24 protein-coding genes are annotated in these 26,377 nt (G+C 70.6%); 14 read left to right on the top strand and 10 right to left on the bottom strand.

Annotated elements, in window-relative coordinates; all coding sequences use genetic code 11:
* Window positions 1-3 precede the first annotated feature (3 nt).
* The 10 genes from C9F11_RS43045 to C9F11_RS43000 all read right to left on the bottom strand — a co-directional run bounded on the left by C9F11_RS43045 (window position 4) and on the right by C9F11_RS43000 (window position 13,980).
* Entirely contained in the window at window positions 4-651 is a 648-nt protein-coding gene (locus tag C9F11_RS43045) for a hypothetical protein (protein WP_138967729.1), read from the bottom strand.
* A gap of 90 nt (window positions 652-741) precedes the next feature.
* The gene (locus C9F11_RS43040; protein ID WP_138967727.1) at window positions 742-3,405 is read right to left on the bottom strand and encodes a hypothetical protein; all 2,664 of its coding nucleotides are present in this window, start codon (window positions 3,403-3,405) and stop codon (window positions 742-744) included.
* Window positions 3,402-6,002 (bottom strand): ATP-binding protein, encoded by a 2,601-nt coding sequence (locus C9F11_RS43035; protein WP_138967725.1) that lies wholly within the window; start codon window positions 6,000-6,002, stop codon window positions 3,402-3,404. Before C9F11_RS43035 ends, C9F11_RS43040 begins: the two co-directional genes overlap by 4 nt.
* Window positions 6,003-6,044: 42 nt before the next feature.
* On the bottom strand, window positions 6,045-6,656 hold the full coding sequence (locus C9F11_RS43030) for a hypothetical protein (RefSeq protein ID WP_138967723.1): 612 nt from the start codon (window positions 6,654-6,656) through the stop codon (window positions 6,045-6,047).
* Window positions 6,653-6,970 (bottom strand): hypothetical protein, encoded by a 318-nt coding sequence (locus C9F11_RS43025; protein ID WP_138967721.1) that lies wholly within the window; start codon window positions 6,968-6,970, stop codon window positions 6,653-6,655. The genes C9F11_RS43030 and C9F11_RS43025 overlap by 4 nt, the downstream gene beginning before the upstream one ends.
* A gap of 26 nt (window positions 6,971-6,996) precedes the next feature.
* Window positions 6,997-8,115 carry a conjugal transfer protein gene (locus tag C9F11_RS43020; protein WP_138967719.1) on the bottom strand — a complete coding sequence of 373 codons (1,119 nt, stop codon included), beginning with the start codon at window positions 8,113-8,115 and terminating at the stop codon, window positions 6,997-6,999.
* Window positions 8,112-8,393 carry a hypothetical protein gene (locus C9F11_RS43015; protein WP_138967717.1) on the bottom strand — a complete coding sequence of 94 codons (282 nt, stop codon included), beginning with the start codon at window positions 8,391-8,393 and terminating at the stop codon, window positions 8,112-8,114. The genes C9F11_RS43020 and C9F11_RS43015 overlap by 4 nt, the downstream gene beginning before the upstream one ends.
* 107 nt (window positions 8,394-8,500) lie before the next feature.
* A complete protein-coding gene (locus tag C9F11_RS43010; RefSeq protein ID WP_138967715.1) occupies window positions 8,501-9,436 on the bottom strand; it encodes a hypothetical protein in 936 nt (311 codons plus the stop codon).
* Between the two features lie 1,029 nt (window positions 9,437-10,465).
* On the bottom strand, window positions 10,466-12,184 hold the full coding sequence (locus C9F11_RS43005; protein ID WP_249402295.1) for a helix-turn-helix domain-containing protein: 1,719 nt from the start codon (window positions 12,182-12,184) through the stop codon (window positions 10,466-10,468).
* Window positions 12,185-13,233: 1,049 nt separating this feature from the next.
* Window positions 13,234-13,980, bottom strand: a complete 747-nt coding sequence (locus tag C9F11_RS43000) for a UTRA domain-containing protein (protein ID WP_171076178.1) — start codon at window positions 13,978-13,980, stop codon at window positions 13,234-13,236.
* A gap of 272 nt (window positions 13,981-14,252) precedes the next feature.
* On the opposite strand from C9F11_RS43000, the gene C9F11_RS42995 reads away from it, so the two are divergent.
* From C9F11_RS42995 to C9F11_RS42930, 14 genes are all read left to right on the top strand, one after another.
* Window positions 14,253-14,900, top strand: coding sequence for a WhiB family transcriptional regulator (locus C9F11_RS42995; RefSeq protein WP_138967711.1), 648 nt, complete (start codon window positions 14,253-14,255; stop codon window positions 14,898-14,900).
* A complete protein-coding gene (locus C9F11_RS42990) occupies window positions 14,897-15,286 on the top strand; it encodes a hypothetical protein (RefSeq protein WP_138967709.1) in 390 nt (129 codons plus the stop codon). The genes C9F11_RS42995 and C9F11_RS42990 overlap by 4 nt, the downstream gene beginning before the upstream one ends.
* A 148-nt stretch (window positions 15,287-15,434) precedes the next feature.
* On the top strand, window positions 15,435-15,752 hold the full coding sequence (locus C9F11_RS42985) for a hypothetical protein (RefSeq protein ID WP_138967707.1): 318 nt from the start codon (window positions 15,435-15,437) through the stop codon (window positions 15,750-15,752).
* Window positions 15,753-15,889: 137 nt separating this feature from the next.
* Window positions 15,890-18,088 (top strand): DUF2637 domain-containing protein, encoded by a 2,199-nt coding sequence (locus C9F11_RS42980; protein ID WP_138967705.1) that lies wholly within the window; start codon window positions 15,890-15,892, stop codon window positions 18,086-18,088.
* A gap of 110 nt (window positions 18,089-18,198) precedes the next feature.
* Window positions 18,199-18,771 (top strand): hypothetical protein, encoded by a 573-nt coding sequence (locus tag C9F11_RS48360; protein WP_212767941.1) that lies wholly within the window; start codon window positions 18,199-18,201, stop codon window positions 18,769-18,771.
* Window positions 18,771-19,466, top strand: a complete 696-nt coding sequence (locus C9F11_RS42970; RefSeq protein WP_138967703.1) for a hypothetical protein — start codon at window positions 18,771-18,773, stop codon at window positions 19,464-19,466. Before C9F11_RS48360 ends, C9F11_RS42970 begins: the two co-directional genes overlap by 1 nt.
* Before the next feature lie 2 nt (window positions 19,467-19,468).
* A complete protein-coding gene (locus tag C9F11_RS42965; protein WP_100112575.1) occupies window positions 19,469-19,975 on the top strand; it encodes a hypothetical protein in 507 nt (168 codons plus the stop codon).
* A gap of 50 nt (window positions 19,976-20,025) precedes the next feature.
* A complete protein-coding gene (locus tag C9F11_RS42960) occupies window positions 20,026-22,329 on the top strand; it encodes a hypothetical protein (RefSeq protein ID WP_138967701.1) in 2,304 nt (767 codons plus the stop codon).
* 301 nt (window positions 22,330-22,630) lie between these two features.
* The gene (locus tag C9F11_RS42955; protein WP_249402294.1) at window positions 22,631-23,074 is read left to right on the top strand and encodes an SsgA family sporulation/cell division regulator; all 444 of its coding nucleotides are present in this window, start codon (window positions 22,631-22,633) and stop codon (window positions 23,072-23,074) included.
* A 129-nt stretch (window positions 23,075-23,203) separates the two neighbouring features.
* A complete protein-coding gene (locus C9F11_RS42950; protein WP_138967699.1) occupies window positions 23,204-23,476 on the top strand; it encodes a hypothetical protein in 273 nt (90 codons plus the stop codon).
* Window positions 23,477-23,485: 9 nt separating this feature from the next.
* A complete protein-coding gene (locus C9F11_RS42945) occupies window positions 23,486-24,208 on the top strand; it encodes a VWA domain-containing protein (RefSeq protein ID WP_138967697.1) in 723 nt (240 codons plus the stop codon).
* 79 nt (window positions 24,209-24,287) lie between these two features.
* The gene (locus C9F11_RS48355; protein WP_212767966.1) at window positions 24,288-24,782 is read left to right on the top strand and encodes a hypothetical protein; all 495 of its coding nucleotides are present in this window, start codon (window positions 24,288-24,290) and stop codon (window positions 24,780-24,782) included.
* 81 nt (window positions 24,783-24,863) lie between these two features.
* Entirely contained in the window at window positions 24,864-25,217 is a 354-nt protein-coding gene (locus tag C9F11_RS42935; RefSeq protein WP_138967695.1) for a hypothetical protein, read from the top strand.
* The gene (locus tag C9F11_RS42930) at window positions 25,189-26,166 is read left to right on the top strand and encodes a hypothetical protein (RefSeq protein WP_138967693.1); all 978 of its coding nucleotides are present in this window, start codon (window positions 25,189-25,191) and stop codon (window positions 26,164-26,166) included. The genes C9F11_RS42935 and C9F11_RS42930 overlap by 29 nt, the downstream gene beginning before the upstream one ends.
* The last annotated feature ends 211 nt before the right edge of the window (window positions 26,167-26,377 follow it).

Genomic DNA, 26,377 nt, shown 5'->3' with positions numbered 1-26,377 from the left:
TCCTCAAGCGTCGATGAGCGCGCCGACCCGCCACATGCCTGCGGGCAGGCGGTGCATCTCGAGCGCGAGCTGGTCGTGTGAGCGGGTGGGCTGCTGGTCGGCCGTCCGGGACGTGCAGGTGAAGAGGACCCGTACGTAGGCCCGCGTCACGGTTGGCGGGGGAGCTCCGTCAGGGATCGCTACGCGGTCGACTGCGCAGGTGACACGGGTCTGGTCGGTAACCCACTGCTGCCACAGGCGCGCGGACCGCTGGCCTGGATCGCTCAGTTGGCGCGCGAGCTCGTCGGTCGCGTAGACCGCGGCGCGGCGGCCTGCGGCGCTGAAGGACGAGTCGCGGCGGGCGTCGTGGGAGCCCCAGACGATGACGAACCGGCGGGCCGTCTCGGCGGCCTTCGGCGGGACACGGTCCGGTGTGGCTGGCTCTGGTTCCGCTGCCGCGGGGCTCTGCGCGGGGGGAGTTGGCGCGGGGGGCCGCACATCCTGCGGCGCCGCGGGCTTCGGCTGTTCGGCTGAGGAAGCGGGCGGGTCGGTGCGCGGTGCTGTGCGGCCGGGATCGAGGACCAGGAGCAGAGTTCCGGTGACCGCCAGGAGAACGGCCGCGCCGAAAAGCGCGAAGACCTTCCAGTTGCTGGGGCTGTGGGACGCGGACATCGGACACCTCCTGCGGGTGCGGCCAGAAGCGGTGAGGCGGGAGCGCCGGAGGCGGGGGTGATCGGGTGTGCCGCTCACCCCCGCCGGGCGTCAGGGACGGCGCCGGGGCGGGCCGGCTGGCCGTGTCGCCCTGCGGATGGGGCGGGGCCCGGAAGAACTCGGGGGCGGGGTCCCGCCACCAGGGTTCGAGGGCGCAGGTGCTGTGGTCGTCGGCCCCGACGGCGTGCCGGAAGGCGGCGTGGCGGAAGCGGGCGTGGGCCCGGGGACGAGCGGTGCAACGGCGGCCGCCCGCGTGCCGGGAGGGCTGGACGGCCGGGTCGGGGCGGCCATCGGCTGAGCCATCCCGAGCTGGGCGTTGGCCGCGTGGCGGCCGACGAACCGCCCTGCGGTCTGCAGGTTGCGGCGGTACTCCTCACCGAAGGCGCGGGCGCCGTCGACCTTGGCGGTGACCTGCGCACCCGCCCGGGCCTTCGCCGCGGTCAGCTGTCCCTTGACCGCGTTGGCGCGCGCCGTGGCTGCCGCACCGCCGCGCTTGGCGGCCGCGATACCGCGGGGGATGCCGACCGGAGCACCGACGGTGGCGAGCGTCGCAACCTTGGTCGTCTTCCAGCCGAGGCGCGCGGTCGCCGCCGCGCCCTTGCCGGCCATGAGAACCCCGCGGCCGCCGCGGGACTGCGACAGTTTGTTCGCCGTGGCCGTGGCCAGCCGGCGGCGCAGGGCCTGTTTCGCGGCGCCCTGTGCGGCGGCCCGGGCCGCGGTAGCGGCGCCGCCGGTGCCGACCGCGGCCGCGGCGTTGGTGGCCAGGCGCGCGGCGGAGCGCAGGCGCCCGCCGCCCTTGCCGCCTTGGGGCTTGCCCATCCACATCTGCTTGGCGGTGCGCCCGGCTTGGCCGAGCGGTTTGGTGACCTTGCGGGCTTCGCCTCGGGCCTCGCCGAACAGCTGCTTGACGCCGGGGGCGGTCTCCGCGTACCGGCCGAACTGGTTGAACACGCTCTGGCGGCTGCCGCCGATGCGGGCGTTGGCCAGGCGGCGGTTGAGGTTGACGCTGACCTGCCTGGCTGTCTCCTTGATCTTCTTCTGGCCGACGAGTCCGGCGACCGCGGCCAGGTCAAGGCAGATGAACTTGACGGCCAAGACGTCCCCGGTATCAGCGTCGACCAGCGCGATCATCACGACGATGAACACGCCCAGGAAGATGATGGCGAGGATGACGCCCAAGATCGCCTTGGCGATGGCCGAGCACCACCGCCACAGCACTCCGCGGCCGCCGCCGGGCAGGATGCCTGCGGCGAGGGCCCAGTGCCCCTTGATAGCTTCGACGGCCAGCCAGCCCTGAGAGACCAGGAATGTGCTGGTGACCAGCACCATGAGGACGGAGACGATGATCGCGGCGAGGGCGACGAAGGCGGCCGAGAACGTCATGTCGGCCGAAGCTTTCTTCGCGTCGCCCTTCTTGACCTTGCAGACCTTGGTGAAATGCTCACCCGCGTTCTTGAGCTGGGCGGCATAGGTGGCTTCGCCGGTCGGGTTGATCCGGTTGGCCTCGAAGAAGTCGATCCCCATCTGTTCGAAGTTGTATTTGACCAGTGAGGCCTCAGCGAAAGCCTTCGAGCATTTCGGGTCTGTGAAAGTATGGCCGTAGAGCATCAGCTGTGTCGGTTTGACGATGAAAGCATCGACAAGAGCGTCAGTAATCGGCCGGGAGACGTTTTCCGGCTTTGCCTCGTTTTTGGGGTCCTGCGACAGGATGACGGCACTGACCTCGAGCGAGAGGTCCTTCGCCTTGCCGATCATGCCGTCATCGCTGAGCAGCATCGTTGAGCCGCCGGGCGACGGCTGGTCATGAGTGCCGAGCAGGACCTGCGCCGGTGAGAGCAGCACGGTGGTGGCGATAGCAGCGACGACCAGGGACACCCCCGCTTCGGCGAAGCCGCGGCTGCGGTTCTTGAACAGGATCTGCCAGGCGGCGTACAGGAACGAGAAGAGCAGGAACAGGCCGGGCAGGCCCAGGCGGTTGATGACCTGGTCGCGCAGGCTTGTGGCGATGTCATCGGCGGGCTCGACCAGAATTTTAGCGAGACCAAAATTCAGCGCCCAGTCGATCAGCCATCCCGAGAATCCGACGAACCACTTCGCTACCCCGAAAAAGAACTGGGCAAGCAAATTCCAGATTTTGAGGTCGATGTCGTTCCAGTCGCCGGTGTCCGCGTCGACGCTGTATGCGGAAATCGGCACACCGTCTTTGTCCTTGACGTTGAACGGCTGCAGCAGGCCGTCGGAGCCGTCTGCGGGGGACTTCGTCAGGTCCTTGATCGGCCGGTCTTCGTCCCCGGGCAGCGGGGCGGGAGGCGTCACCCCGGGCCGCGGTTCCATGGGGTTGTAGGAGTCCTCCGGCTCTGGTTTCGGCTTCGGCTTCGCCGCGGGCTTGTCGCCTCCACCTGCGCCATCGCCGGATCCGCTTCCCTCCTTGCAGTACTTCTGCTGAGGGCTGCCGTCGGGCAGCATGTCGCACGGGTCCGGCTTGCCTTTTCCTTTGTCCTTGCCTGCTCCGGACCCGGGCTTGTCCTTGTTGTCCGGCTTCGGCTTCGTGGTCGGTTTGGCGTCCGGGGCAACAGGCGCGGGGTTCGGGTGCGGATTGGGGACCGTGTCGGCGAAGGCGACCGCGGCAGCCAGGCTGAGCAGCAACGCCACGGGTATGGCGATGAGCCAGATCCGCAGCGCGCGGCGTGGCGCGGCACGAGGCGCGGATTTCATACCAGGGCCCCTTCGCGCGGCACGTCGACGGCCGGCTCGTCTTCGCCCATCTGTCCACCCGGGGTGGTGTGGATGGCTTCAGCGGCGTCGTCGTCGGCGGGGATGAGTACTTTCATGCCGCCGATGCGCTTGCGCAGGTCGCGGTGGAGGCATTCGCCGGCGCGGAGGCTGCGCTCGGTGTCGGAGACGTTGAGCGGGCTCAGGTTCTCCGTGATCAGCTTGATCATCTCGGGGTCGCTGGGGTCCAGGTCGAGGAACTCCAGGCAGCGGGCGGCGAGGACTTTGCTGCGGTGGCGGAAGACGAAGATGTGGCTGAGCAGGGCGCGGATCTTGTCGCCGATCTCGTTCTTCGGCCCGATGTCGTAGGGGTCGTGGCTTCCTGCGTAGGCCCCCGCGTTGTGCTTGCGGCCGTCGGCGATCATCTCGAGCAGCAGGTTGGAGCCTTCGGCGCTGCTGGTGAGCCACCAGCACTCGTCGAGGAACACCCCGGTGAACTCGTTGGAGTTGGCGAAGGCCACCTCCCTGCACAGCGCCGTGATCAGGTACATCAGGCGCCACCCGTACCTCTTTTCGACCTCCAGGCTGCGCAGGCGGTGCTCGCTGAGCTCCTCCTTGCTCGGCAGACCCAGGCGGTCGACAACAAAGACGATCGAGTCGGCGTTGGTGATCCGGACGACCGGCAGGTTCGGGTCGAAGATCGTGCGGCCCAGGTCTTTCTTGGCCAGGGCTCGCATCTTCCGCGCGAGTTCGGAGGCGGCGGCGCGCACGGCGGCGTCGTTCGGCTCGTCCGGGTCGGGGGTTTTCGCTCGCAGAGCGAGGTTGGCGATGAGGGCGGTCATGGACGGGTTGGGGCCCGTCCGGGTGGCTTCGATGACCTCGGAGAGCGTGACGCCTTCGATCGACATGCTGGCGATGTCCAGCAGCGGGGTGAGAAACGATTCGCAGTAGCGCGAGGCCCTCGGCCCGCGGAAGATCCGCAGGGGGTCGAGGGAGACTCCCGCGGTCTCGTCGACGCGGATGATCTGCGTCTCGCCCGGGCAGGCCAGGGCGAATCTTGTCCACTCCTGCTGCGGCGTGCGGTCGATGACCAGGGCGCGCCCACGGCTCTGCGCGTGCCCGGCCCGGTGTCCGGTGGACAGGATCGAGTACATCGCCGTCTTGAGGGCGACGCTCTTGCCCGAGCCGAGCTCACCGACGAAGGCCGCGCTGGCGGAGGCGTTCACGCGGGGGCCGTGGCTGAAGTCGATCAGGACGGGGCGGACACCGCCGCCGGAGAGCTGCAGGCCGTACAGGGAGCCGGTGTCGTCGCCGAGGCTGGCGCCGCTGAAGGGCATCGCCATCGAGAAGTCGCGGGCCAGCAGGTACTGCGTGAAGTCCAGGAGCGGCTTGGGGGTCTTGGTGCCCGGGAGCATGGCGTGGAAGAGGGGGACCTGGTCGCCGACGGGGCGGGTGAGGGTGTAGTCGTTGCCGCCGAAGTGGTGCTGCAGGGAGGCGGCCCGCTCGTTGGCCTCTTCTGCGCTGGTGCCCCACACGCAGGTGACGACGGATGCGCGGATTTCGACCTCGGTGGCTGAGGCGGTGAGCCGACTGCGATATTCGTCCAGGGAGAAGGAGGCCTTGTCGAGGCTGGCGGGCACGCCCGCGGTCTCGCCGTCGTACTCGCTTCGCTGGTGGGCGAGTTCCCGCTGCTGCCTGCGGGACTTCGGCTCGGCCTTCGCGCCCGGCTCGATGTTCAGCCGCACCGCCCAGTCGACGGGGAAGCCGAAGTCATCGAGCGCGGCCAGGTATTCCGAGCCGGGAAAGCGGAAGCTTTCGGGCATCTCGGCCAAAACGCTGAACGCCTGGAACGACGAGCCGTGTTCGGTGGTGACCTTGGCGAAGCGGCGGGTGAACGGGTTGTTGGGGCCCTTGCGGCTCTGGCCTCCGCGGCCGCCCTCGTCCAGGACGGCCTGGGTGTGGGCGGCGACGGTGTGGCCGCGGCCGCGCAGGCCGCGGGGTGTGCCCTCCTCCGGGAACAAGGGCTCGTCCAGGCCGCGGCGCGCGGCGTGTCCGTAGATCCACAGGATCTCGGCTTCCGTGGCGGCCTGGAGCCTGATGCCGGAGGGCCAGGCGGCGGCGATCCGGTTCGCCTGCAGCAGGCGGGCGGCTTCCTCCGACGCGGAGACCGGCGGGACCGGCAGGCCGAGCGCGGACATGAGCTCGGCCTGGGCCGAGGAGGCGACCGCCCTCGCGGTCTGCTTCAGGTCCAGGTGCGGCAGCGGTATCGCCAGGAAGTCCACACGGTTGGTGAGTTCGAGCCCTTCCAGCTGATCCAGGACTTTCAAGGACAGGTCGAGGTACTCCGGGCTCTTGTCCCAGTCGATGCCGGCGGTCATGCGCTGCACGACCGAGGCGGCGTCGACCTGCGGGCACAGGCTCAGCAGCAGGGCCTCCCCGCGGAGCGCCTTGAAGAGCGCCTCGAGCGCGTCGAGCCTCTCCCGCTTCGTGGCCTTGCTGGCATGGGTGTAGTTGTCGGTGCTGACCTTCCACACGCCCCACGTGGCGGCGTTGGTCGTCCAGATGAGGTGGCCGCTGATGTGCCGGACGGGGAGACGCATGGCGGGAAGTCCTTTGCAGGTGAGGCGCGTAGGGCGGCGCCGCTAAGAGCGGGGGTTCTGGTCCTGGAGCGAGGCGAGGAGGCTCTGCAGCTGGCTGCGGCCCGCGGCGCGCGGAGTGGAGGCCGCCGGGGCCGGCGCGCTCGCCGCTGCCGTCGGAGCGGCCGCGGGGGCCTGCCGGCGGGCGGGGCGGGCCGGGACGGCCTGCCGCGTGGGCTGCACCGCGGGAGTCGTCTCGGCCGGGTCGGCGGAGCTGTCCCCTGTGGGGCGGACGGTGCAGGTGGTCTGCGTCCACTGGGGGCGTGGCCGCCGCTGCGGGCGGCCGGCGAGCCGGCCGCCGGGCGGCGCCGAGGCGTAGACCAGCAGGGAGCGCAGAGCGCGCGCCGGGTCCCGGCCGTCGATGCGCGCGTAGCGCAGCGCCCAGGCCAGCCCCCACGGGAGCACGACCATGATCAGGATGTTCGCGAGGCCGAAGTGCGCCCACAGGGACTGTGTGAGGACCAGGCCGCCGAAAGCGACGACCATGGTGACGATCTGGGTGATCGTGTACGGGCCGCCGGGCAGCCGTCCGGCGCCGGGCAGTTTCCCGATGACCAGGGGGTGGCGACGGGCGCGTGTGTAGGAGCGGCCGACGAGGTCTTCCTCGGAGGCACTCACAGCGACGCCTGGACGTCTTCGGCGCCGGGCACCCGCGGGGCGTGCAGGCCCTGGTCCTCGATCTCGGAGCCGACCTTGTTCTGCAGGCTGGGCAGGTTGGCGATGCCCCACAGCACGAGCGCGCCCAGGAGGAACGCGACGAGGGTGGCTACCCAGGACTTGGTCTTCCAGTACGCCGTCGCGACCGCGGCCAGCACCATCACGAACACGACGCCCTTGATCAGCGTGCCGATCTGGTTGGTCTTGAGCGTGGCCCAGTCGAGCAGGTCACCGGCGAGAACGACGGTGTTCGGGTCTGCGGCGAGAGAGTGCATGAACGTTTCCTCTTTCGTGGGGGAGGTCAGCCGCTGTGCGGCGACGCGGAGCCGCCGGGGGTGGCCGAAGCCGACGGCGCCGACGGGGCCTGCGTGTCCGGGGCAGCGGAGGGCGTGCTGGCGGAGGCGGTGGCCGGGGCGTCGTCGAGGGAGGCGACCTCCCAGCGCCCTGACCGTGCGGTCAGACCGAGCGCATAGGTGAGGGGGAAGGAGTTGCCGGCTTTGTCCTGGGCGTCGACGGTGATCAGGAGCCGCCTGCGCTTGCCGTCGCCGGGGACCTTCGCGGAGGTGCCGTCGGCGGAGTCGTCCTGAACGCCGGTGACCTTGATCGAGGTGTAGGGGGTGGGCACCACGGGCGAGATGCGGACGCCGGGCGAGGTGTACCGGTCGAGCTCGCCTTGGCCGGCGATGTAGGCCTTGAGGAAGCTGGCCGCGGTGTCGGACGCAGGGTCGTTGGCGCCGCTGCCGCGGGAGGTGGGGTAGCCGAGGTCGCCCGGCTTGAGCGCCGCGGGCGCCGCTACCTGCGCCGGCAGCGAGACGGCTGTGTAGCCGCTCGTCCTGTCCTCGCTGGTCGACTGGACGGCGACGCGGAAGTACTGCACCCCGGCGTCGCTGTATCCGCCGCCCTTCTTGGACTTCGCCGCGACGTTGACCGCGACCGTGACGGACCAGTAGCCGGGGGAGACCTCACGGGCGTCCATGGCCTGGGTGCGCAGGGCGCTCCGGGTCCCGGCCGGGTGCGTGAGCGCGACGCTGCCCGAGTAGTACGGGGTCAGCTTCTCCTCGGACCCTTCACCGGCCTCCAGGTAGGCGCCGACAAAGAGCTGCGCGAACCCCGCAGGCCCGGTGGAGGCGTTCGACTTCACCGCAGGCGCGGACTTGGGTGCGCTCTGGGCGGGCGCGGACGACCCCATCAGGGCCAGGACCCCGATGACCGGACCGGAAGCGACGAGTACCCACGCACCCAGACGAGCCAGGCGCGCGAGACCGGCGAGCCCCGCCGTGCTGGTCTTCCAGCCACCGGCCTCCGCAGCTGCGGAGGCGTCCTGCTCGGTTGCTGCCGGAGCTGTCTCCACAGCGTCGGCGACGGCGTCCTCGGGCCAGTCCTGCTGCTGGCGACGGGCCTTGCGGCGGAGGCGCTTCACGACACGCTCCGCTCGGCCTGAGCCATCAGGAGCTCGGCGATACGCGACTTGAGTTCCTCCGGGGTACGCGCCTTCAGTGCGGCCCAGGACCGAAGGGCGGGCTCCGAGTCGTGATCGAGGAAGTGGCGCATCTGCTCGTGCACCGTGCGGTCGAGCGGGTCGCGCACCAGCGCGGTGCCCAGGCGGGTGGCGGTGATGCGGGCCGAGGCCACGCGAGTCTCGTCCTCGTCGGCGAGCGAGCCGGCAGGGGCGGAGCCGGTTGAGCTGGTGGCAGTCATGGAGGTGCTCCCGTGAAGTCGGTGGTCAGGCTGGAGAGGAGGGCGACGCGGATTGCCCGTAGAGGTGTGTTTTCGATCCGCCGTGTGACAGCAGGGGCGGAGAAACTTCAGGCGGCCGCCGGGAGCGTCGTGCGCACGGCCTGGCGCAGCGGGCGCACGGCGCGGCTGGCGCGCTGGCGCAGGCGCGCCCCCTCGCTGCCCATCGACCGGCGGGTGCGGGCGGTGCGGCCGGGGGTGGCAGGGACGTCGAGGTAGTAGCTCGCGATCCGCTGGGCGTCACTGACCTTCAGCGCCTGGATGTCGACCGCCCACATCACCAGGGAGAGCAGCTCGGCCCGCGGGTCCTCGGCGCACAGCTCCGGCTCGTCGCTGCTGACGATCTCCAGCTCGACGGCGCGCACGAGGCAGTCGGCCAGATGGGCCTGCGTCACCGGGTCGGGGTCGCCGGCCGGGAGCAGGGCGGCGGAGCGGTCGCCGGCCAGTGGCAGGAGCGCGTCCCCTATCTCCCGCAGGGCGTCGCGGTTGTCGTAGTCGGCCGCCAGCGTCTTCTGCGTCAGGACGAGCGTGTCCATCGCGATGTTCGCGAAGACGCCGCGGGGCCGGCGCTCCAGGGGGTAGGTGCCCACGACCTCGAAGAGCGAGGCGAACGCCGCCGAGACGATGTCGTCCCACAGGACCCCGTCGCGCTGCTGGGTCTTCGCCATAGACACGGCCTTCGGCAACATCACGCGCGCTGCCGTACGCCAGGCCAGGTCACGCTCGGCCCCTGTTCCCTGGGCGTGCCGCAGCAAGAAGAGCATCGCCTGGTCGTGGTCCTCCCAGGCGCCGCGGCGGAAGAGGCCGGTGATCGCATCGACTACGTCCTGCGGTGACCGGGCGCCAGCGAACCGGGAGTCCTCCGCGGCCCAGGCGGCCACCTGGTTGCAGGCGCGGGAATCGTCGGCGAGGGCCGCCCAGTCGCTGTTGAGGCTCTGCAGAGTGCGGGAGCCCTCGTCGGTGGCCGAGGCGGAGAGGGTGTTGTGAGAGCGGGTGCGGTGCGACATCCGAGACCGTCCTTCGTCATCCGGTGGATGCCGCTGACGATCTTTTGACCCCCCTTGTCCGCGGTCTGATCACGCCCGCCGGCCACAGCGGTCAAGGCAGAACGCACCCCGCAGGACCCGGCCGTGCGCACCCGTGCGCACCCGGACAAGGGGTGCGGGCGAACGTGCGCGCACCAGTGCGCGGGCCGGACAAGGGGGTGCGCACCGGTGCGCCCAGTGCGCGGAGGACCAGGCGCACGCGTGCGGAGCGAGGTCCTGTGGCACGGTGCCCGGGTGCGCGCACCCGCAGGCCGAGCGCGAACTGATGGCGCACCGGCCGCGTGGTGCACGCCGCACCGCCGCAGCCCATCCGGCCGCGACGGCGCCCCCACGGGCAGCAGGCCGTGAAGGCGCGAGCCGTAGGACAACGCCGCGCATCGCCACCTGACGGAGCGCGCACCCCAGCCACGCCTGACACAGCGTGACAGCGGTTGAACGACCTCCCTGGCAGCGTCATCGCCTGCGGCTCTGGGACCGCCACGCCTGACGTGCCGCCAGCCACGGGCGATTCGGCGAGGTAGCGAACCCGGTCTAGGAGAAACACAACAGGCCGCAGAGCCGGACAAGGGGCGGAAGGGAAACTTCCGGGAGGAGGACAAGGGGTACTTGCGTCAGGATCCGGAAGCCGGACAAGGGGTAACTCGGCGACCGTGGGCCCGGATTGCCTCGCCCCGGCGGCCTCTCAGTTGTGACGGTGCGTGATCAGACCGGCGAGTCGTACCGGGCAGGGCATCAGCCCTCCGTCTTGTGGCCCGATTCCTGTGCACCCCGGTGCGCAGGCCGACAGGTGTGCCGTGCGTGGCGGTCGCCGCCGCACGCACCGCAGCCGCACCACGCGGTCGGACGCGCACATGTCTTCGCCGGATCGCACGGTGCGCGCAGACGCCCACGCGGCGGTGCGCGCACCGTGCGCTGCCCCCGCACCAGAGCCGTTCGGTCCCGGATCCGCTGGATACGCACCCAGTACACGGTGCGCGCACGGCGGCCTGCTCATCCGGCGGCCTCGGCAAGCAGCTCCTGTGCCCGGTGCCGAGCGCAGACGTCACGGGCAGGCAAGGCATTCCGGTCGCACGCTTCCTCACGCCATCCCGCGCACCGGACTGGAGCGGCTGGTCTCTGCGGCTGCGCCGTGCCCGGTTCTCGCAGGTTCCGGCACGGCATGCACAGGCCGTCGCGGACCGCCGGGCCCACGAGCTTGATCCGGCAGCCGCAGGCGCGGCAGTCCGAACGGTCCGGAAGAGGAGAAGGCGCGTCGGGGCACCCGCGGCCGGGGCTCAGCGTGGGGGGAGAGGGGCACAACGGGCACAGCGAGTCGCGGCCGCCGAGACCATGCTCCAGGCACTGGCCCAGCTCGATCCGACGGGCCCGCTGGCGCTGCTCCCGGCGTGCGGCCAGGACCTCGGCGCAGGTCGCGCACGGCTCTCCGCTCGGCCACAGCACGCCAGCCTCGCAGGCGAAGTGGCCGCAGCCCCACCGCGGCAGAGCGACACCCGTCAGCCACCGCGCGGGGTCCTTGATCTCGGACATCATCACGGTCGCGAACCGGGCAGTCAGGCGCTGGCGAAGCCGCTCCGCATCGCACCCGAGATCGAGCTGACGGCCGACCTCACGGGCGATGCGCCGTTGCATGAACGTGTTGGCCCGCTCGTAGAGCACCTGAACCGGCTCGAGGACCTCGACGATGCGCGGATGCAAGGTCAGCGCAGGCCCGTTGTAGCGGCCCTGGCGCTTACGACGCTCTGAGGATGAGGCAGGAGGCTGTTGCTGGCCCGCGCGCAGCGCGAAACCAGCCACTCCATCGGTAGGGGCAGGATCCGGACCAGGGTTTTCCACAGGCGAAGCCTGCTCTTCCACCTGTACCTCGCCTACGGCGGGTGAGGCAGGGCGGCGCTCGTCATCAGGTCGGTCAGTACTCGGGTCTTCCTTAGTCGCGAGCGACCCCTCACCAGCAATCACACCCGATCCCTCATCAAGTGCTGAACCCACGGGGGCCGTCGCCCCGGCTGACGGCCGGGACTCCGGACCCTGGGAGAACGGGGGGATGTCGTGCGCGATGAACTGATGGCGACCCTGCGCCCCGGCCCTGCGGAGCACGCTCACCCAGCCGGCTGCCTCCAGGGCGTCGACGACCTTCCCCGCGGCCGCCGCAGACAGCGGCGTTCCCGCACGCGCCCCGGAGTGGTGACGCAGGTGGCCGGCGAGCTCGCCTTCGGAGAGCGGGATCCGCTGAACCTGGGCGAAGCAGAGAACGGCGTACGCCCTCAACTGCCGCGGCGTCAGGTCCTCACAGGCGGCGACCGGCAGCCAGATGAAGCGTTCCTCCCGCTGCATGGGACGTACGCGGCGCCGTGCCGTGGTCCCGGACCCGCCGGGCAGAGAACGCCTCTGGTTGACCGGGAGCTCGATGACCCCATCCGGGCCGGGCCTGCGCAGCTGGGCGATGCCCCGTTCGACGGAGGAGCGCGAGAGCCCGAGATAGGAGGCGAGGACCGTGGCTCCCGCGGTGCAGCCTTCCTCCCGCCGCGCGAGCGCTTTGATCTTCATGTACACGGCCAGGGCCACATCGGCGTAGTGCGCCGACTCCACCAGGCGCATGGGCACTTTGACGCGCTGGCGCCGGGCACGGGCAGAGCCGTCGGGCACGCTGGCCGGACCGGGCGGCGGCAGGGCCGGACCGGGCGGCGCGGTGGCGAGCAGAGAACTGGACACGCTTCCCCCGCGCACCGTCGGCGATGTGACTCATCCGTCCGCGGTGCGCTTCGAGTTGCCGTTCTCGCCGGTGTGCGGGAGAAACGGCCTTGCAGATAGGACCAGGCGCTCGGCTGCGATCAGAGGGGCGTCATCCCCGGCGGCCGCAGGCACGGTGATGTGCCAAGGGCCGCCTGCTGAAAGTCGGCGTGCAGCAGAGCGCGAACAGTTCCTGGGCCACTGCGGGACAGGCGGGCGAACCCCCTTGTCCGGATTCCTGGCCGAGGAGGGGCGGATTCAGCTGGCCGGGCCCGGCGGACGGACGGCCGTCAGCAGGTCGCGCGGACGCGCTGCCCTCAGGCCCAGGACAGAACCGGACCAATGCGGCATTGATTCACCAACAGGATGATTTGCCGTCACGGCGTGTGATGCCGAGGTGACGAACGAGAGGCGAATGGCCGAGAAGAGCGTCTGCGGAGGGCTGCTGAGCTGACAAAAGCCATGGCGGTGCTGCAAGATGTACTCCGTCCTCCCTGGTTAGCGCCAGGGATGGCTGAAGCCCTTAGGGGCTGTTGCTGCTGGGAGGCAGTGATCTCCAGACCTAGCGGTCTGGTTCTTCGCTCGACGGAGCTGGATACTCCGGAGGAGCGGTGAAGGCTGGCAATGGAGCTGGATACTCCGGCGCTGGCACGGAAGGGCGAGGAGCGCTCCCCTGCTAGGGGGCGCCCGCCCGGGTCTCTACGACATCCCGCCCCCCTCGACGCGTGCCACGAGCAGCGGGCGGTGTCCGCACAGCGAAATACCCCGACCTGTCGGCGTCTTGGACGCAGCGCAGAGGCCGGGCTGACTGTGCATCTGTGCGTGGGTGCGGGTACGCTCCACCACGAGAACACCGCCTTACTCGGTTTCTCGAACGCGATACACGCCCCCGGACTTTGCGGAAAGTCTGGGGGCATCGTGTTGTCAGGGCTAGCAGTAGATCAATCGATGGTCACCCTATCCCCAACGGCAACCGATGTGCACAGCCTGTTGACGGACCGGTTTCCCTCGCGCGTCGCGCTGATCAGGGATCACTTCGCGTCAGGTTCACCATAGTTGGGAACATCGCCGGATGAACCGGTCAAAGTAACTCTATCTGCACGGATGATCACATACTCGCAGCTCCGTGCCCGCTTCCCGCTGTAGCTGACCCGCCGGACCGAAAGCGTCAGAGCGACCGGCGACTTGAGGAGTTCGGACTCGTCGTCCCTGGTCGGCCGCGCCGAAGTGCTGTGCGCGTACGCGGTTTCCGGCAGGCCGGCCTTGTCCAGGACCTCGGACGCGTCGACGAGGTCCGTTGCCAGCAGGTGCTGTGCCTGGAGGTCGACCAGGCCGAGCGGGACGTACATCTCGCGGATGGCCCAGGGGGAACCGGCCCGGCTCAGGACGCTCCGCCACAGCATGACCCGCGTCTCCGGCGGACTGCCCAGGGCGGTTGCCACCGCTTCCGGGGCCTTGAGGGCGGTCGCGATGACCGGCTCGACGGAGTCCCCGGCCTGCTCCCGGGCGGGACGGACGTGCCCGCGCTCGTCGAGGTGCGCCTCGAAGGGGGCCGCGGGGGGCAGCAGTTCGTATCCCGCCTGCGGCAGCGCGCGGACGAGGCCCTCCTGCTCGAGGATCTTCATCGCGGCGAGCAGCGTGTTGCGCGCGCACCCCAGCTCGATCGCGAGCCGGCGGACCGAGATGACGGTGCCGGGGAGGCGCGCAGGAGCTCCGTCGAGCATCTCGGTGCGCAGACGGTCGGCGAGCTCGTACTTGCTGGTAGAGGGCCTGGCCATGCGGGACATCCTGCCGCATGGCCAGGCCCCGGGATGCCGCAGGGCGGGATCGTGGCGCAGCTGCCGCCCTTGACTTGATCCAGAAGGCGGTGCACCATCATCCCAACTGGTTCACGTGGCTTAAGCCAGATAGGCCAGTTGGGGGTGTTGTGACGCCCCGTCCCGCAGGCGTGCCCACGCAAACGGCCTCCGAGGGGGTTGGAGCCCTCGAAGGCCGTGGTGATGCACGCCGTCCTCTTCCCCTCTTTTCGTCACGAAGGACAGACGACGCTATGACCAGCATGCCAGTTGGCTGCCCCACGCCGGGCGCCGCCAGCCAGAACCACCCCGCCGACGAGATTGCCCGCGAACTCGCCTGTTCCTACCCGGTGGTCGACCTCGCCGCCGACGGCTACCTCACCGGTGCCGACGGACGGGCCGTCGCCGCGCAGATGCGCGAGCCCCAGCTGAGTGCTGCCCTCCGGCTCGGACGCTGCAGCGGCACGAACGACACCGACAGCTTCTACCGGCGCGAGGACGAGGAAGCCAGCGAGTGGTACGGGCGCCGGGAGCAGACCCTCGCCCGGTACTGCACACCGTGCCCGGTCGCCGCTGCGTGCCTCGAACTCGCCCTGCGCTACCCCGAGGAGCCGCAGGACCTGGCAGTGCGCGGAGGAGCTGCCGAGGAGGAGCAACTCGCGCTCGGCCGTGAAGAGGCCGACCGGCTGGCCGCTGCGGTCATCTGCGACCGCGGTCCGGATGAGCAGCGGGCCCGGCGACTCGATGCGGCCCGGGAGGTCCAGACACTGGCCCGAACCCGCATCGGCTTCTCGGTCCCGGTCAAGTACCGGAAGCAGAACCACGCCGACACCCTGGCCGCCGCGTACCGCTTCAAGAAGCTGACGGCCGAACACCGGCGCGCGACGGGGTGGGCCGCATGACGGACCAGACCGCACCGGCCGTCGAAGACTCCGCGTCGGAACTCGCCGCACTCCGTGCCCTCAACCGCAGCCTGCTGAATGCCCTGCAGGAGAAGACCCAGGTCCCCATCGTTCTCCTGCCCGTCCTTCAGGACGGTCCCCAGCCCGCCCCGGACGCGCTCGTCCCTCTGCTCCTGGTCCTGTGGCGGCAGGCTCGCGCCGAGGCCGGGGCCTACCGGGCATGGCTCCGCCAGCCGGCACCCGCGCCCGTCACGGACTCCGTGACCCGCCAGGCCTCCGACGCGGTGCGGGCCCACCTCGACAGCCGCCCGGAGCCCGGGCACCCGAGCCCTGACCTGACCGGCGGCACCGAGCACAGCCGCCCCCATCCTGGCGGCCCTCGCTGAGTGCCCACGCCTCACCGCGCGCCAGCGCGCGTGACCAGCGCCTGCACCCACCGCCCAGATCAGTCCTCCGGAACGAGCCGCCGCCACATCCCCGCGCCCTCGTACGAAGGCCCCCTTCACCGATCCGGCACGTCTGCGAGGAGACGCCATGCCCTCGACCGACAACACCACCAGCTACCTGCGCAAACGCGGATTCCACAGCGGTCGGCTCCGCCGCCCGGCCACCTGCCAACTGGCCATCGCCGCGGAACTGCTGGCCGAACACGGCTACCCGGACCAGCACGCCGCCCACCAGGACGGCATGTGTGCCCGCCTCTACTCGCTGGGACGCCGGGCGAACCGCGTCAGGAGCGAGGCACCATCCCCGCCGCTGGACGGCCCGCTGGCCAACGAGGACGACCTGGACCGCGTGCTCTTCGAACTGGCCGAAGCCGAAGACCGGCAGGACCCCCACGACACGCAGTAGCCCGCGCTTCACCGAGGAGGCCAGCCCGCTGAGGCCGGAAGCCACCTCCACCACGCGTGAGGCTCACGACCGCCCCCACGCAGTGCCCACCCGCTCCGGCGCGGGCACATGCGACCACACGAACAAGGAGCACGACGGTGAGCAAGAAGTCCCGTCGTCGACGTCGCCAGGCCATCCCGCAGCCCACCTCTCGCCCTCACGATGCCCTGGAAGCCGTCGACACCTTCGAGATCCTGGCCCTCCACGCCGACGCACGCGATCGCTGCGCCGACCTCGTCGACCTGACGACGGAGGCAACCCAGGCCTCTACGCAGCAGGCTGAGGCAACTGCCAAGTCCCTCGTGGAGGCCGCCGAGGCGCAGGCCGCCCAGGTACGCGACGAGGCGGAACGCCGAGCACAGGAACTGCACGAGGGCGCCAGGCAGGCCGGTGCGGCAGTCGAGGCCGCCGCCGCGGCCCAGGCCGAGCTCATCCGAGAGGAAGCCGGCCGCGAGGCAGCCGAGATCCACACCGCGGCTGAGGCCGCCGGGCTGCGCTTGGTCGAAGAGGCCACCGCGCAGGGGCAGAAGGCACTGGAGACAGCGCAGGACAAGGCCGCCGCTGAGATCGCCCGCGGCAGGCGCGAGGCCGAAGGGCTCAGCCGCTCGGCGCGCCGCAACTCCGAGGAAGCCACCTCCCAACTGCGCGCCGCCGAGCGTGAAGCCCAACGGATCCGCGAGGAGGCATCCAGCGCCGCTGACCGTCTGCGACAGCAGGCAGCCGCGGACATCGCAGCGGACCAGGAGAGGGCCAGCCGCGACGCGGGTGCACTGCGCACCTCCGCCGCCGCGGTCATCGCGTCGGCCAAGGAGCAGGCCTCCTCGATCACCGAGAAGGCCGCCCGCCGTGAAGCAGCGGCACAGCAGACGGAGGAGGAGGCCGACCAACTGCTCAACCAGGCGCAAGATGCCTGGGAGCGAGCGACCTCCCGCACCGCGCGCCGGCAGGAGCGCAGGGACCTGCGTCAGCAGGGCCGACACCGCCGGGCAGAAGCCCGGCGCGAGCACCGGCGGGCCAAGGACCGGCCGACCCTCACCCACCGCCTGGCCCAGGGACGCCAGTGGGCGCGGGACCTGGTGCGCAACCAGGCCCGCCGGGTACTCGTCGCGGGCCCGATCCTCGCCCCGATGGCCGTGGCCTGGTGGTCGCAGACCGACTACGCCCAGCAGGCCTTCGGCTGGAAGACGATCTTCGCGATCGGCTTCGCCGCCGCCTGGGAGCTGACGACAGCCTTCACCGGCTGGATGTACCACCAGGCCCGGCAGCAGGGCGACGCAGGAACCGTCTACCGCATCATGACGTGGATCTTCGCGTCCGGAGCAGCCGCGATGAACTACGCCCACCACTGCGGGCCCGCCGGAGAACCGACGCAGGCCGCCGTCGCCTTCGGGACCATGAGTATCGTCGGCATGGTGCTGTGGGAGCTGTACGCCTCCCTGGTGCACCGCCAGTACCTGCGCGAACAGGGGCTGGTGTCCCGGGCCCGGCCGAAGATCGGCATGATCCGCTGGATCCGCTTCCCGGTCAGGTCCTGGACCGCCTGGTCGCTGACGATCGAGAACGCGTCGCTGTCCACCCTGGAACGCGCGTGGAACGCCGCCGGCGCCGAGCTCGCGGACCGGAACGCAGCCCGCTCCGGTCTGGCACTGCACCGCATCGTGATCCCCCGCGTTCCGGCCGCCGGTCCGCACCACCGCTCCAGCCCGGGAACCGTCCCCGCGTTCCACCTCACCTGGAACGCACCGCATACCGCGCGGAGCGGCGCGGGGGAGTACTGGAACGGAACGGGGCGGGCCCAGTGGCTGGCGCGCGAAAAGTCCGCCGCTGGAGCGGAACGGCACGAATCTCTCGCTCCACCCGGACGCTCCGCCACTGAGCAGGGCGTTTCCAACCGCACCACGTTCCGCTCCGGCGCACCGGAGCGCACCGGAACACAGTCACCGTCCGCTACAGCACCCGCGGCTCGCGCCCCGGAACGAGGCGGAACGCCAGCAGCGCCGGAGCGGCGCGCCCTCAGTAGCGCACCGGAGGACTCCGGCCGGAGCGGATCCGGCGCCCGGAACGGCGCGCGCACCAGTGGTGCGGAACGTCCGGAGAACGAGGTGGTGCTCAACGACAAGGAACGCGCCGCGGTGGAACGCCTGCTCGCGAAGGGAGAGCAGCTGAGCAAGCGGACCATCTCGAGCGAGGTCCGGTCCGCAGGAGAAGGGATCGCCGACGACCGGGCCCTGGAGATCGCCAACTACTTCAACGCCCTGGCGAAGAGCCAGCCCGGCCAGCGCTTCGCACGCGTGTGACATCCGCTCCGGACCACGGTCCGGAGCACCAAGACCGGGAGACCCGGCCCGCTTTCCAGGGCCCGGCCGGGTCTCCCCCTCTACCTCCACGAAACGGGAGTCCGCACATCATGACCCACCACCCCACCCGACGGCGGCAGTCCGGCGGCCGGCTCCTGCTGCCGGATGGCCTGCGATGGCTGGTCGCCGGAGACGACCACCGCCTCGCCCGCACGCGATACGGCACCCGGGAGTCGGCCACCGCGCGCGCCAGGCGCCGCGAGCAGACCGCGGCCCTCGTGCGCCGCCAGCGGCAGGTGCGCCGCGCCGCGCGCCGCGGCCAGCAGTGGGAGGACTCCCTGTACACGCCCTCGACCAGCCGCATGCTCCCGGCCGCTGCCCCCGCGTCCCGGCCCGCCGAAGCGATTCCCGCGGCCAGCAGCGACAGCACCCCCGCCGTGCCGCACGAGCGCTCGCTGCCCGCCCTTCCGCCGGGATTCACCCCCGCCGACCTCCACGGTCCGCAACAGCAGTGCAGCGCGCTCGCCCAGGCTGAACCGGCCGAGTCCGCCGACCAGCCTCACGACACCCGCAGACCCGCCCTGTACGTGATCGCGGGCACCGCACCGGCACCGCAGGCCGCCGTACGCCGCCGTCGCACAGGCCAGCCCGCCACGCCGACCGCGAAGGCCGGGCGCCGCTGATGTCCCCCTCCAACCCCGACCTGACCAAAGGGCCCGCCGAACCGGCCCCTTCCGGCTGCTGCCCCAACTGCCCGATCAGCGGGACCTGCCACCTGGCCTCCACCACGCTCACCCGCTGCGCCGTCACCGGAGCAGCGCCCCCGCCCGAACCACCCGACGACGCCCCTACCGCACCTGCGGCCGCGGGCCTCGACATCACCGAAGTGGTCAGCCGCGGAGTCGAGAAGGCCGTCGGCGCGGCATTCGGCCTGGGCTGGACCGACCTGCTCGCCGCCGTCATCACACGTAGCAACAGCACGGACGCCGACGGCAACCCGGTCAACTGGGACCGGCTGCAGCTGCCGCGCAACATCCTGTGCGCGGCGGTCGCCAACCTCGTGCCCATCCAGGGCGCCCCCGCTTCCCGGTGGGCTGCCGACGCCTTCACCACCTACGGCCTCACAGCGCCGCTGGTCCCCGCAGGCGCCGTTCTCGCGGTCGCCGGCGCAGTCTGCCTCGCCTCCCTCGCCGGCGGACTGGTCGGCCTGCTGTGCACCGCCGCCCTGAACGGACTCACGTCCCTATGCCGCCTGATCTGGCGCTTCCTGCGCTCACGCCTCGGCTGGATCATCACGCGCCCGGTCATCTGGGCCGCCGTCTCAGGCCTGGTCATCGTCACCTGGCGCTTCCTCGTACACATCCTGGCCGGAGCCTGATCATGGACCTCTTCGACAGCACGACCGCCAACGCATCCTTCGGGGCCCTGCTGTTCGGCGCCATGGCCACCTCGGCCGTCATCGCCGGATTCAAGTACAAGGTCCTGCGCAAGAAGAAGACCTTCATCCTGGTCTTCTTCTCCGTCCTGCTCGTCACCGTGAACTCCGCCGGATTCCTCGGTGAGATCGCCGGAGCGCTGCGGAACGCCATGAACACCGCCGGTGAGTCCGCAGTTGAGCAGACCGCGGGCGCCACCCCCCGCACGGATCCGCCCCGCAGCGAGATCACGCCCGTATCGGCAGGCGGCGCGGCGATCGGACTGTGCGGCGTGGTCTGGTACTGCGTCCGCCTGTACGCGGCCGACTGGAAGCCCGCCGACTGGAAGGAGATGGTCGGCGGCACCGTCGTGGCCATCTGCTACGGCACCACGCTCGGCTTCATGGGCGTCATCGTCAGCGCCACCACTCTGACCGGCAACAACCTGGGCCTGTGGCTCTTCGGCGGCTGAAGCAACCCCCGCACCGCCCTCCGCCAGCGCCACCAAGGGAGTCCTGCCCCATGCACCACCCCCACGAGCCGTCCGACAGCGCCGAGCTGGACCCCCGCGGCGAGATCGTGTTCGCCGAGCTCGTCGACGATGACGACCCCGGGCCCCGGCAGGACGCCCAGGAACCGCCCGCCGCGGCCGCCCAGAAGCGGCCGCGGTGGCGGGCCACCGCGCGGCACGTCGCGCACTGCGCCCGCACCGCCGCAGACGCCATCGCCCAGCACCTCCTGCCGGGCCTGCGCCACGCCCTGGCCGCGGTCCGGCACTGGCTGCGCGCCGGCTACATGTCCGACGACGAGATCCGCCGCCGGATCATCAACAAGCCGCTCGAAGCCGACCTGGCACGCCGCGAGGAAGCCCGCACCGCAGTCCTCCGGCTCGAGAACAAACTCCGCCGCAAGGCGAACGACGCCGCCGCGTACGGCCTCGAGCCCGCCGAGAAGCAGGCCGTCGTCCACCTGAACCAGGAACTGCGCCGCCGCCGCAACGGACTTGCCGCAGTGCGGGCGGTCCCCTTCACCGCGGAGCAGCCCACCAGGGAACAGATCCGCAGGGCCCGCTCCCTCATGGCGCTCGGACGCTTCAGCGCCCTCGTGCCCGTCCTGGGCACCGCCGGGGCAGTGATCACCCACTTCCCCGCCACTCTCCTCGGCGCCGCTCCCCTCCTGGCCACGGGCGGATGGTGGCTGACCCACCACCCCCTGGAACTCACCGAGCGCCCCATTCCGAAGGACCTGCTGCTCCCCGAACTGGCCCCGCCCACCGAGGAAGACACCAAGGCCCACGCCAGCGACACCCAGGAGGAGGACCTCACCCCGTTCCCGATCGCCCAGGCCACCACCCCAGAGGAAGCAGGCGAGGCCCTGCGCCGGGCCCTGCTGCACGAAGGCCAGGACGTCGACCAGGTCACCGACGTCGTCCAGGAGCCGTGGGGATGGTCAGCCCGTGTCACCTTCCGCACCGGCACCCCCGACGCTCTCAACAAGGACGACACCTACAAGGGACTGATCACCCTCCTGCGCCTGCGCCGCACGGGACTTCTCATCGAGGGCGATCCGGACGCGGGAGAAGCCTGCACCGTCCGCATGATGCTGCGTTCCCCCTTCAACGCGGAACTCGTCGGCGACGTCACGTACCGGGCCCCGCTGTCCATGTCGATCACCGAGCCCGCCGACTACGGCGTCTCGATGGACGCCAAGCCGCTCTTCTTCGCCCTCGCAGGCCTGATGCTGCTGATGGTCGCCGACTCCGGCGCCGGCAAGTCCGGCGTCATGCTGGCGATGGCCGAAGTCGTCACAGCCTGCCGCGACGCCGTCGCCTTCAACCTCGACCCGGTCGGAACCGGCGTCGGCGACCTCGGCGAGGCCATCACCCTCGAAGCCTGCATGGACGACGAGAAGATCGTCGCCACGCTGCAGTTCCTCCTCGACCTGTGCTCGGCCCGCGCCCGCCAGCGCGCCCGCTACGGCTGGGGCAACAAGTGGCGCGTCTCAGAACAGCATCCCGCCATCGTGGTGTTCGTCGACGAATGGGCCCAGCTCCCCGCCCTGGCGAAGAAGCTGCTCATCAAACTGCTCCTGGTCGGCCGCAAGGAAGCGATCTGGGTGATCGGCGGCAGCCAGTTCGGGACCAAGGAGTGGCTCGGGGAGGCGATCGGCCCCAAGCTCTCCAGCAAGGTCCTGGGCTCCTGCCGCCGCGTCGACGTCACCGAACTCCTCGGCGGAGGCGCACTGACCGAGGGATACCGCCCCGACCTGCTGCGCGCAGCCACCCACACCGAGATCAACGATGCCGGGCAGATCTACGCGCAGGGCCTGCCCGGCGTTCCCGACCGCCCGGTCCGCTACAAGGTCCGGGAAGTCACCTCCGAGTACGCGGCTCGCCTCGGCTCCGAGCGCGCCACGGCAGGTCTTCCCGACCTCACCTTCACGCTGACCGAGGCCGGTCTCGACGAGGCATGGCACGAGCTCCTGGACGTGCTCGCCGATGAGACCCCCGCCGGGGGACGCGGCAGGCCCACCGCGCTTCCCGGCATCGTCGGCCTTCTGCGGGAGGCGTTCACGCTCGAGCAGGACCCTGCCTACCTGACCTACGACCAGCTCCATCCATACCTGCGCAAGGACGACGCCGACCGCTGGGGACGCTGGGACGACAAGGACGACAAGGACCGACTCCGCGAACTCGGCAAGGCGCTGCGCCGCGAACTGGATTCCGCGCAGATCGAGCTGTCGTCCGAGCGGATCAGAGAGCTGGACGGCGCCCCACGCGGCATCTACCTGTCCGCCTTGGACGCGGCGATTGAGGGCCTGCGGTGAACAGCCGGCTGATCGGCCACCACTGGCGGCCGACTGGCTTTGATCGGCTTCCAGCCGTCGATCAAAGCCAGTCCTCTCGCCTATCAAGAACCGGTGGTGACCTGCGGGAACCGTTCCCGCCGTTCAGGTGCGGCACCCCGGCCTGCACACCCCCATGAGCGCTGCAGCCGCTTCCGTGGGCACCCGTCGACGAGAAGCAGACCGGACACAAGAAGGGGTATTGCGTAACGGTAAATTGAACGGTATGGTTTGAGCATCGCAGGGCGTTGCCATCTCGCTGCCGCCCCATCTCGCTGAACGCGTGCTCTACGCCGACGAACAGGACTCCCTCATGGGCACTGCCCGCCTGGAACTGAAGGTCCAGATGACACTTGCTGTCACCCCGGACACCCGCATCCCCGTCCCCGCGAGGTTCCGCTACACAAGCACCGACCCCTACGCCGTCGACGTCTTCTTCGACATCACCCCTCACGACGTCGTCCAGTGGACTTTCGCCCGCGACCTCCTCAACCAGGGGCTGAGCGGCTCCGCCGGAATGGGCGACGTGAAGATCACCCCGATCGGCCCCCTCCAAGACCGGTACCTCAGGTTCCACCTGGAATCCTCCGACGGATGCGCGCTCATTGAAGGACCCGCCGCACCCATCCAGGCCTGGCTCGCGAAGACCTTCCTGGCCGTCCCCGCAGGCAGCGAGCCCACCGCGATGGACATCGACGGCGTACTCGCCGAGCTGCTGACCCGCTGAAGCACAGCGGCATCCGCAGACACGATCGCACCGCCGCAGAAAAACGGCTCCGCACTGTCACACGGCCCCCGTGAAACACACCTCTACTACCGACGCACCGCCCGCCCCACCCCGGCAAGGAGTATCCCCGTGAAGACCCACCCCCCGGGTGCAGACGAAGCACGCACTCTCCGCGCCACGGCCGCACTTCTCGCCGAAGCCGACGACCTCCGCAACACCAGCGCGCGGCGCGAGGTGCTACTCGACCTGAGCTATGCCCTCGCCAACCTCGCCGGGCCGGTCGGCGCGCTCGTCGACGCGTGCGCCGAGGAGCAGGGCGGCTGCTACCCGGCCGACATGCCCGACCCGGACACCCTGACCGACCTGGCCGCGAAACTCCGCCGCTGCGCCACCACCATCTGAGGAGAACCCATGTCCACGCACTCCCTCCGCAAGACGTCCGCCATCAGCCTCGACAAGGTCGCCGGAACAGCCCCCGACCTCATCGACATGTACAAGGACGCCGGGGACAGCCTCCGCAAGCAGGACCTCATCGGCACCCGCGCCGCCGTCTACCTCGTGATCGACCGCTCCCTCTCCATGGAGGGCTACTACCTCAACGGGACGGTCCAGCGTCTGAGCGACCAGATCCTCAGCCTGACCGCGCACGTCGACGACGACGGAATCGTCCAGGTCGCCTTCTTCGACGACGACGTACGCACCATCGGGCGCGGACGCGGCTTGTTCCGACGCTCCCAGAAGCTCGCCGACGTCGCACTCGGCGCCCACCAGGGCCGCATCGCCGAACTCCACAACTCCCTCGGCCGCATGGGCGGCACGCGCTATCGACCGGCCATGGAAGCGGTCATGGAGCACTACCGCGCCTCCACCGCCTACCAGGACGCGACCCCGGCCTTCGTCGTCTTCCAGACGGACGGAGCGCCGCACGACGAGGACGAGACCGCCGACTTCCTCCGCTCCACCCAGCACGAGAACGTGCGCTGGCAGTTCGTCCCGTTCGGCCAGGAGAACCAGTTCGGCTGCCTGTCGCGCCTTCCCGGCAACGTCGGCATCAGCGCCGTCGGCCACGACCCGCTGTCGATGCCCAGCGCCGAGCTCTACAACCGCTTGGTCACCGGTCTGCCCCGGTCCTGAGGCAGCAGGGCGGCCGCATCCACGGCGGCCGCCCGCCTCGTCCACCACACCCACCTCACCTCACTGAAGGACGCCCACCTTGCGCCCCTCCGCCTCGCGCTCCATCGCGGTCACCGGAACCTCAGCCCTGGCACTTCTCCTGTCCGCGTGCGGCGGCACCGACAACGCCGACCTGGACCACGGAAAGGTCATCGACAAGCGCCACCGCGCTGCTGCTGGCCCGATCTACGCGCAGGAACAACGCCCCGCTCCGTGCAGATCCACGCGGACGCAGACCCTCCGGACCAGCATCACCCGGCCACGGCCTCCCGCACCCAAGCCTGCCAAGCCCGCCCCGGCCAAGCCCAAGCCCGCGCCCGCCAAGCCCGATTCGCCGCGCGGAGACGCCAAGACCCCCCGCACACCGGACAAGAGCACAACACGCCCGGGATGCGGAACGACCACCGTCGCCGTCCTCAAGGGATACCGGACCCCGGAGAAGTGGGAGCTGAAGCTGAAGGACGGCACCGAGACCGACTGGGAGACCGTGACGCGCGAGGAGTACCACAGCGTCGACATCAACGACCACTTCTGAACCCGCGCAGGAGGGCCCGGCAGCGCAGAGCCGGGCCCTCCACCCGTACCACGGCCCCAGAGCGCGCCACCGGATTCCACGATGACCAGCCTGCACCGCCCCGGCGAACTCAGCCCGGACGAGATCCTCGTCAGCCTCGCGCACAGCCACGGCGCCGCCGACCACACCCGGCCCGCCCATCTGACCCTCGAGCGCAGGCACATCCACAACCTCGCCGCCGCCAGCGCCGCCGGCGACTTCACACACGCGACCTGCGACCACTGCTCGGCACCACGCACCCAGCACCAGAGCCTCGACCTCGAGCTGACCTACGACGACCGGGGACGGCTCGACGGCATCACCACCGTCGCCTGCACCCCGCTCACGACCGACCACCGCCCCCGCCGACACACCAGGAACGGCACCCGTGACTTTCTCACCGACGTACCTGCCTGAGCATGCCGTAGCCGCCTACGCGCAGGAGCGCCCCTCCGCCCAGCGCATGATCCTCGAAGCACGCTGGGCCCACCTGCAGCACGACGCCACCTTCGAACATCCGGAAGCATTCCGCAGCGACCAGGTGCACCGGCTCGCGCGAGCCCGCCTCATCCACCTCGGCGCGTTCTACGACATCCTCGCCATCCGCGGGGCCCGCGACCCCGAAGTCCACGAGGCCGCCCGCGGACTGGGAACCAACCTCCTGGCACACGACGGCTTCCACCTGCCCACCACCCCCCTGAGCGGCACCGACTACCTGCGCACCTCCTACGCCGCGATGCATGGTCACTCCGACCTGCGAACGCCCCAGCCCGTGGCCGATCCCGCCGAGAGCCCACAGGAACAGCTGCCCTTCGAATGGCCGCCCGCGTCGCGGATGATCCGCACCATGCTGTGGTCGTACACCGCGGCCAGAACCTGCCAGCACCACGGCAGAAGCGCCGACGACGCGGACACGCAACTGCGCGAGCACCACATCGCACGAGGCCTGCTGCTGTGGAACGCGGCCCTACTGGCCCCCGCGGACCGAGGTTCCGCGCAGGCCGCGGCAACCGCCGCCCACCACGTACGCGACCTCGACGGACGCCCGCGCACGCACGACGAGAACGCCCTGCAGTACCTCCTGGACGTCTACCGCGAAGCGCACCCCGAGGAAGCCGAGCAGCCTCACGATCCGGACTGTCCCGGCGGCTGCGCCGGGGACGGCGTCGTCATGGTCACACTCACCTGGGACGACCAGGGTGGCGGCGTCTTCGTCCCCGTCTGGCAAGAACCCGTCGACTGCACCGAAGGTGTCCCCCTGGACCACGACCCGGCGTGCCCCGACTGCTCCGGCCACGGCTACACCTACAGCCGGGGCGAGCGCCACCTCTGCCTGTGCCTGCGGCCAGTACACCAGCACACGTAATCCAGCTCCGGCGCACACGTACGCTTCCCACGACCGCACCGGGGAGAAAACACCCCTGCCTCCTGGAGTTCGACGTCTGGGGTCGCCGCCCCTTTCGCTGTCTGTCCGTCGCGCAAGCAGAGGAAGAATCACCCCCGCGTAAGCGGGCACTCTCCGCTGGCAGGGCGCGGCAGGGAGGTGCAATCACCTCGGCGGCCTGGGAGGCGGATTC

The sequence above is a fragment of the Streptomyces sp. YIM 121038 genome (assembly GCF_006088715.1).
Taxonomy (GTDB): Bacteria; Actinomycetota; Actinomycetes; order Streptomycetales; family Streptomycetaceae; genus Streptomyces.
This window is presented reverse-complemented; position numbering and strand designations above follow the sequence as displayed.

Excerpts from the sequence above, each read along its gene's own strand:
- C9F11_RS43045 (WP_138967729.1), bottom strand. The coding sequence starts at position 651 with ATGTCCGCGTCCCACAGCCCCAGCAACTGGAAGGTCTTCGCGCTTTTC.
- C9F11_RS43040 (WP_138967727.1), bottom strand. The coding sequence starts at position 3,405 with ATGAAATCCGCGCCTCGTGCCGCGCCACGCCGCGCGCTGCGGATCTGG.
- C9F11_RS43035 (WP_138967725.1), bottom strand. The coding sequence starts at position 6,002 with ATGCGTCTCCCCGTCCGGCACATCAGCGGCCACCTCATCTGGACGACC.
- C9F11_RS43025 (WP_138967721.1), bottom strand. The coding sequence starts at position 6,970 with ATGCACTCTCTCGCCGCAGACCCGAACACCGTCGTTCTCGCCGGTGAC.
- C9F11_RS43015 (WP_138967717.1), bottom strand. The coding sequence starts at position 8,393 with ATGACTGCCACCAGCTCAACCGGCTCCGCCCCTGCCGGCTCGCTCGCC.
- C9F11_RS43010 (WP_138967715.1), bottom strand. The coding sequence starts at position 9,436 with ATGTCGCACCGCACCCGCTCTCACAACACCCTCTCCGCCTCGGCCACC.
- C9F11_RS43000 (WP_171076178.1), bottom strand. The coding sequence starts at position 13,980 with ATGGCCAGGCCCTCTACCAGCAAGTACGAGCTCGCCGACCGTCTGCGC.
- C9F11_RS42995 (WP_138967711.1), top strand. The coding sequence starts at position 14,253 with ATGACCAGCATGCCAGTTGGCTGCCCCACGCCGGGCGCCGCCAGCCAG.
- C9F11_RS42990 (WP_138967709.1), top strand. The coding sequence starts at position 14,897 with ATGACGGACCAGACCGCACCGGCCGTCGAAGACTCCGCGTCGGAACTC.
- C9F11_RS42985 (WP_138967707.1), top strand. The coding sequence starts at position 15,435 with ATGCCCTCGACCGACAACACCACCAGCTACCTGCGCAAACGCGGATTC.
- C9F11_RS48360 (WP_212767941.1), top strand. The coding sequence starts at position 18,199 with ATGACCCACCACCCCACCCGACGGCGGCAGTCCGGCGGCCGGCTCCTG.
- C9F11_RS42970 (WP_138967703.1), top strand. The coding sequence starts at position 18,771 with ATGTCCCCCTCCAACCCCGACCTGACCAAAGGGCCCGCCGAACCGGCC.
- C9F11_RS42965 (WP_100112575.1), top strand. The coding sequence starts at position 19,469 with ATGGACCTCTTCGACAGCACGACCGCCAACGCATCCTTCGGGGCCCTG.
- C9F11_RS42960 (WP_138967701.1), top strand. The coding sequence starts at position 20,026 with ATGCACCACCCCCACGAGCCGTCCGACAGCGCCGAGCTGGACCCCCGC.
- C9F11_RS42945 (WP_138967697.1), top strand. The coding sequence starts at position 23,486 with ATGTCCACGCACTCCCTCCGCAAGACGTCCGCCATCAGCCTCGACAAG.
- C9F11_RS42935 (WP_138967695.1), top strand. The coding sequence starts at position 24,864 with ATGACCAGCCTGCACCGCCCCGGCGAACTCAGCCCGGACGAGATCCTC.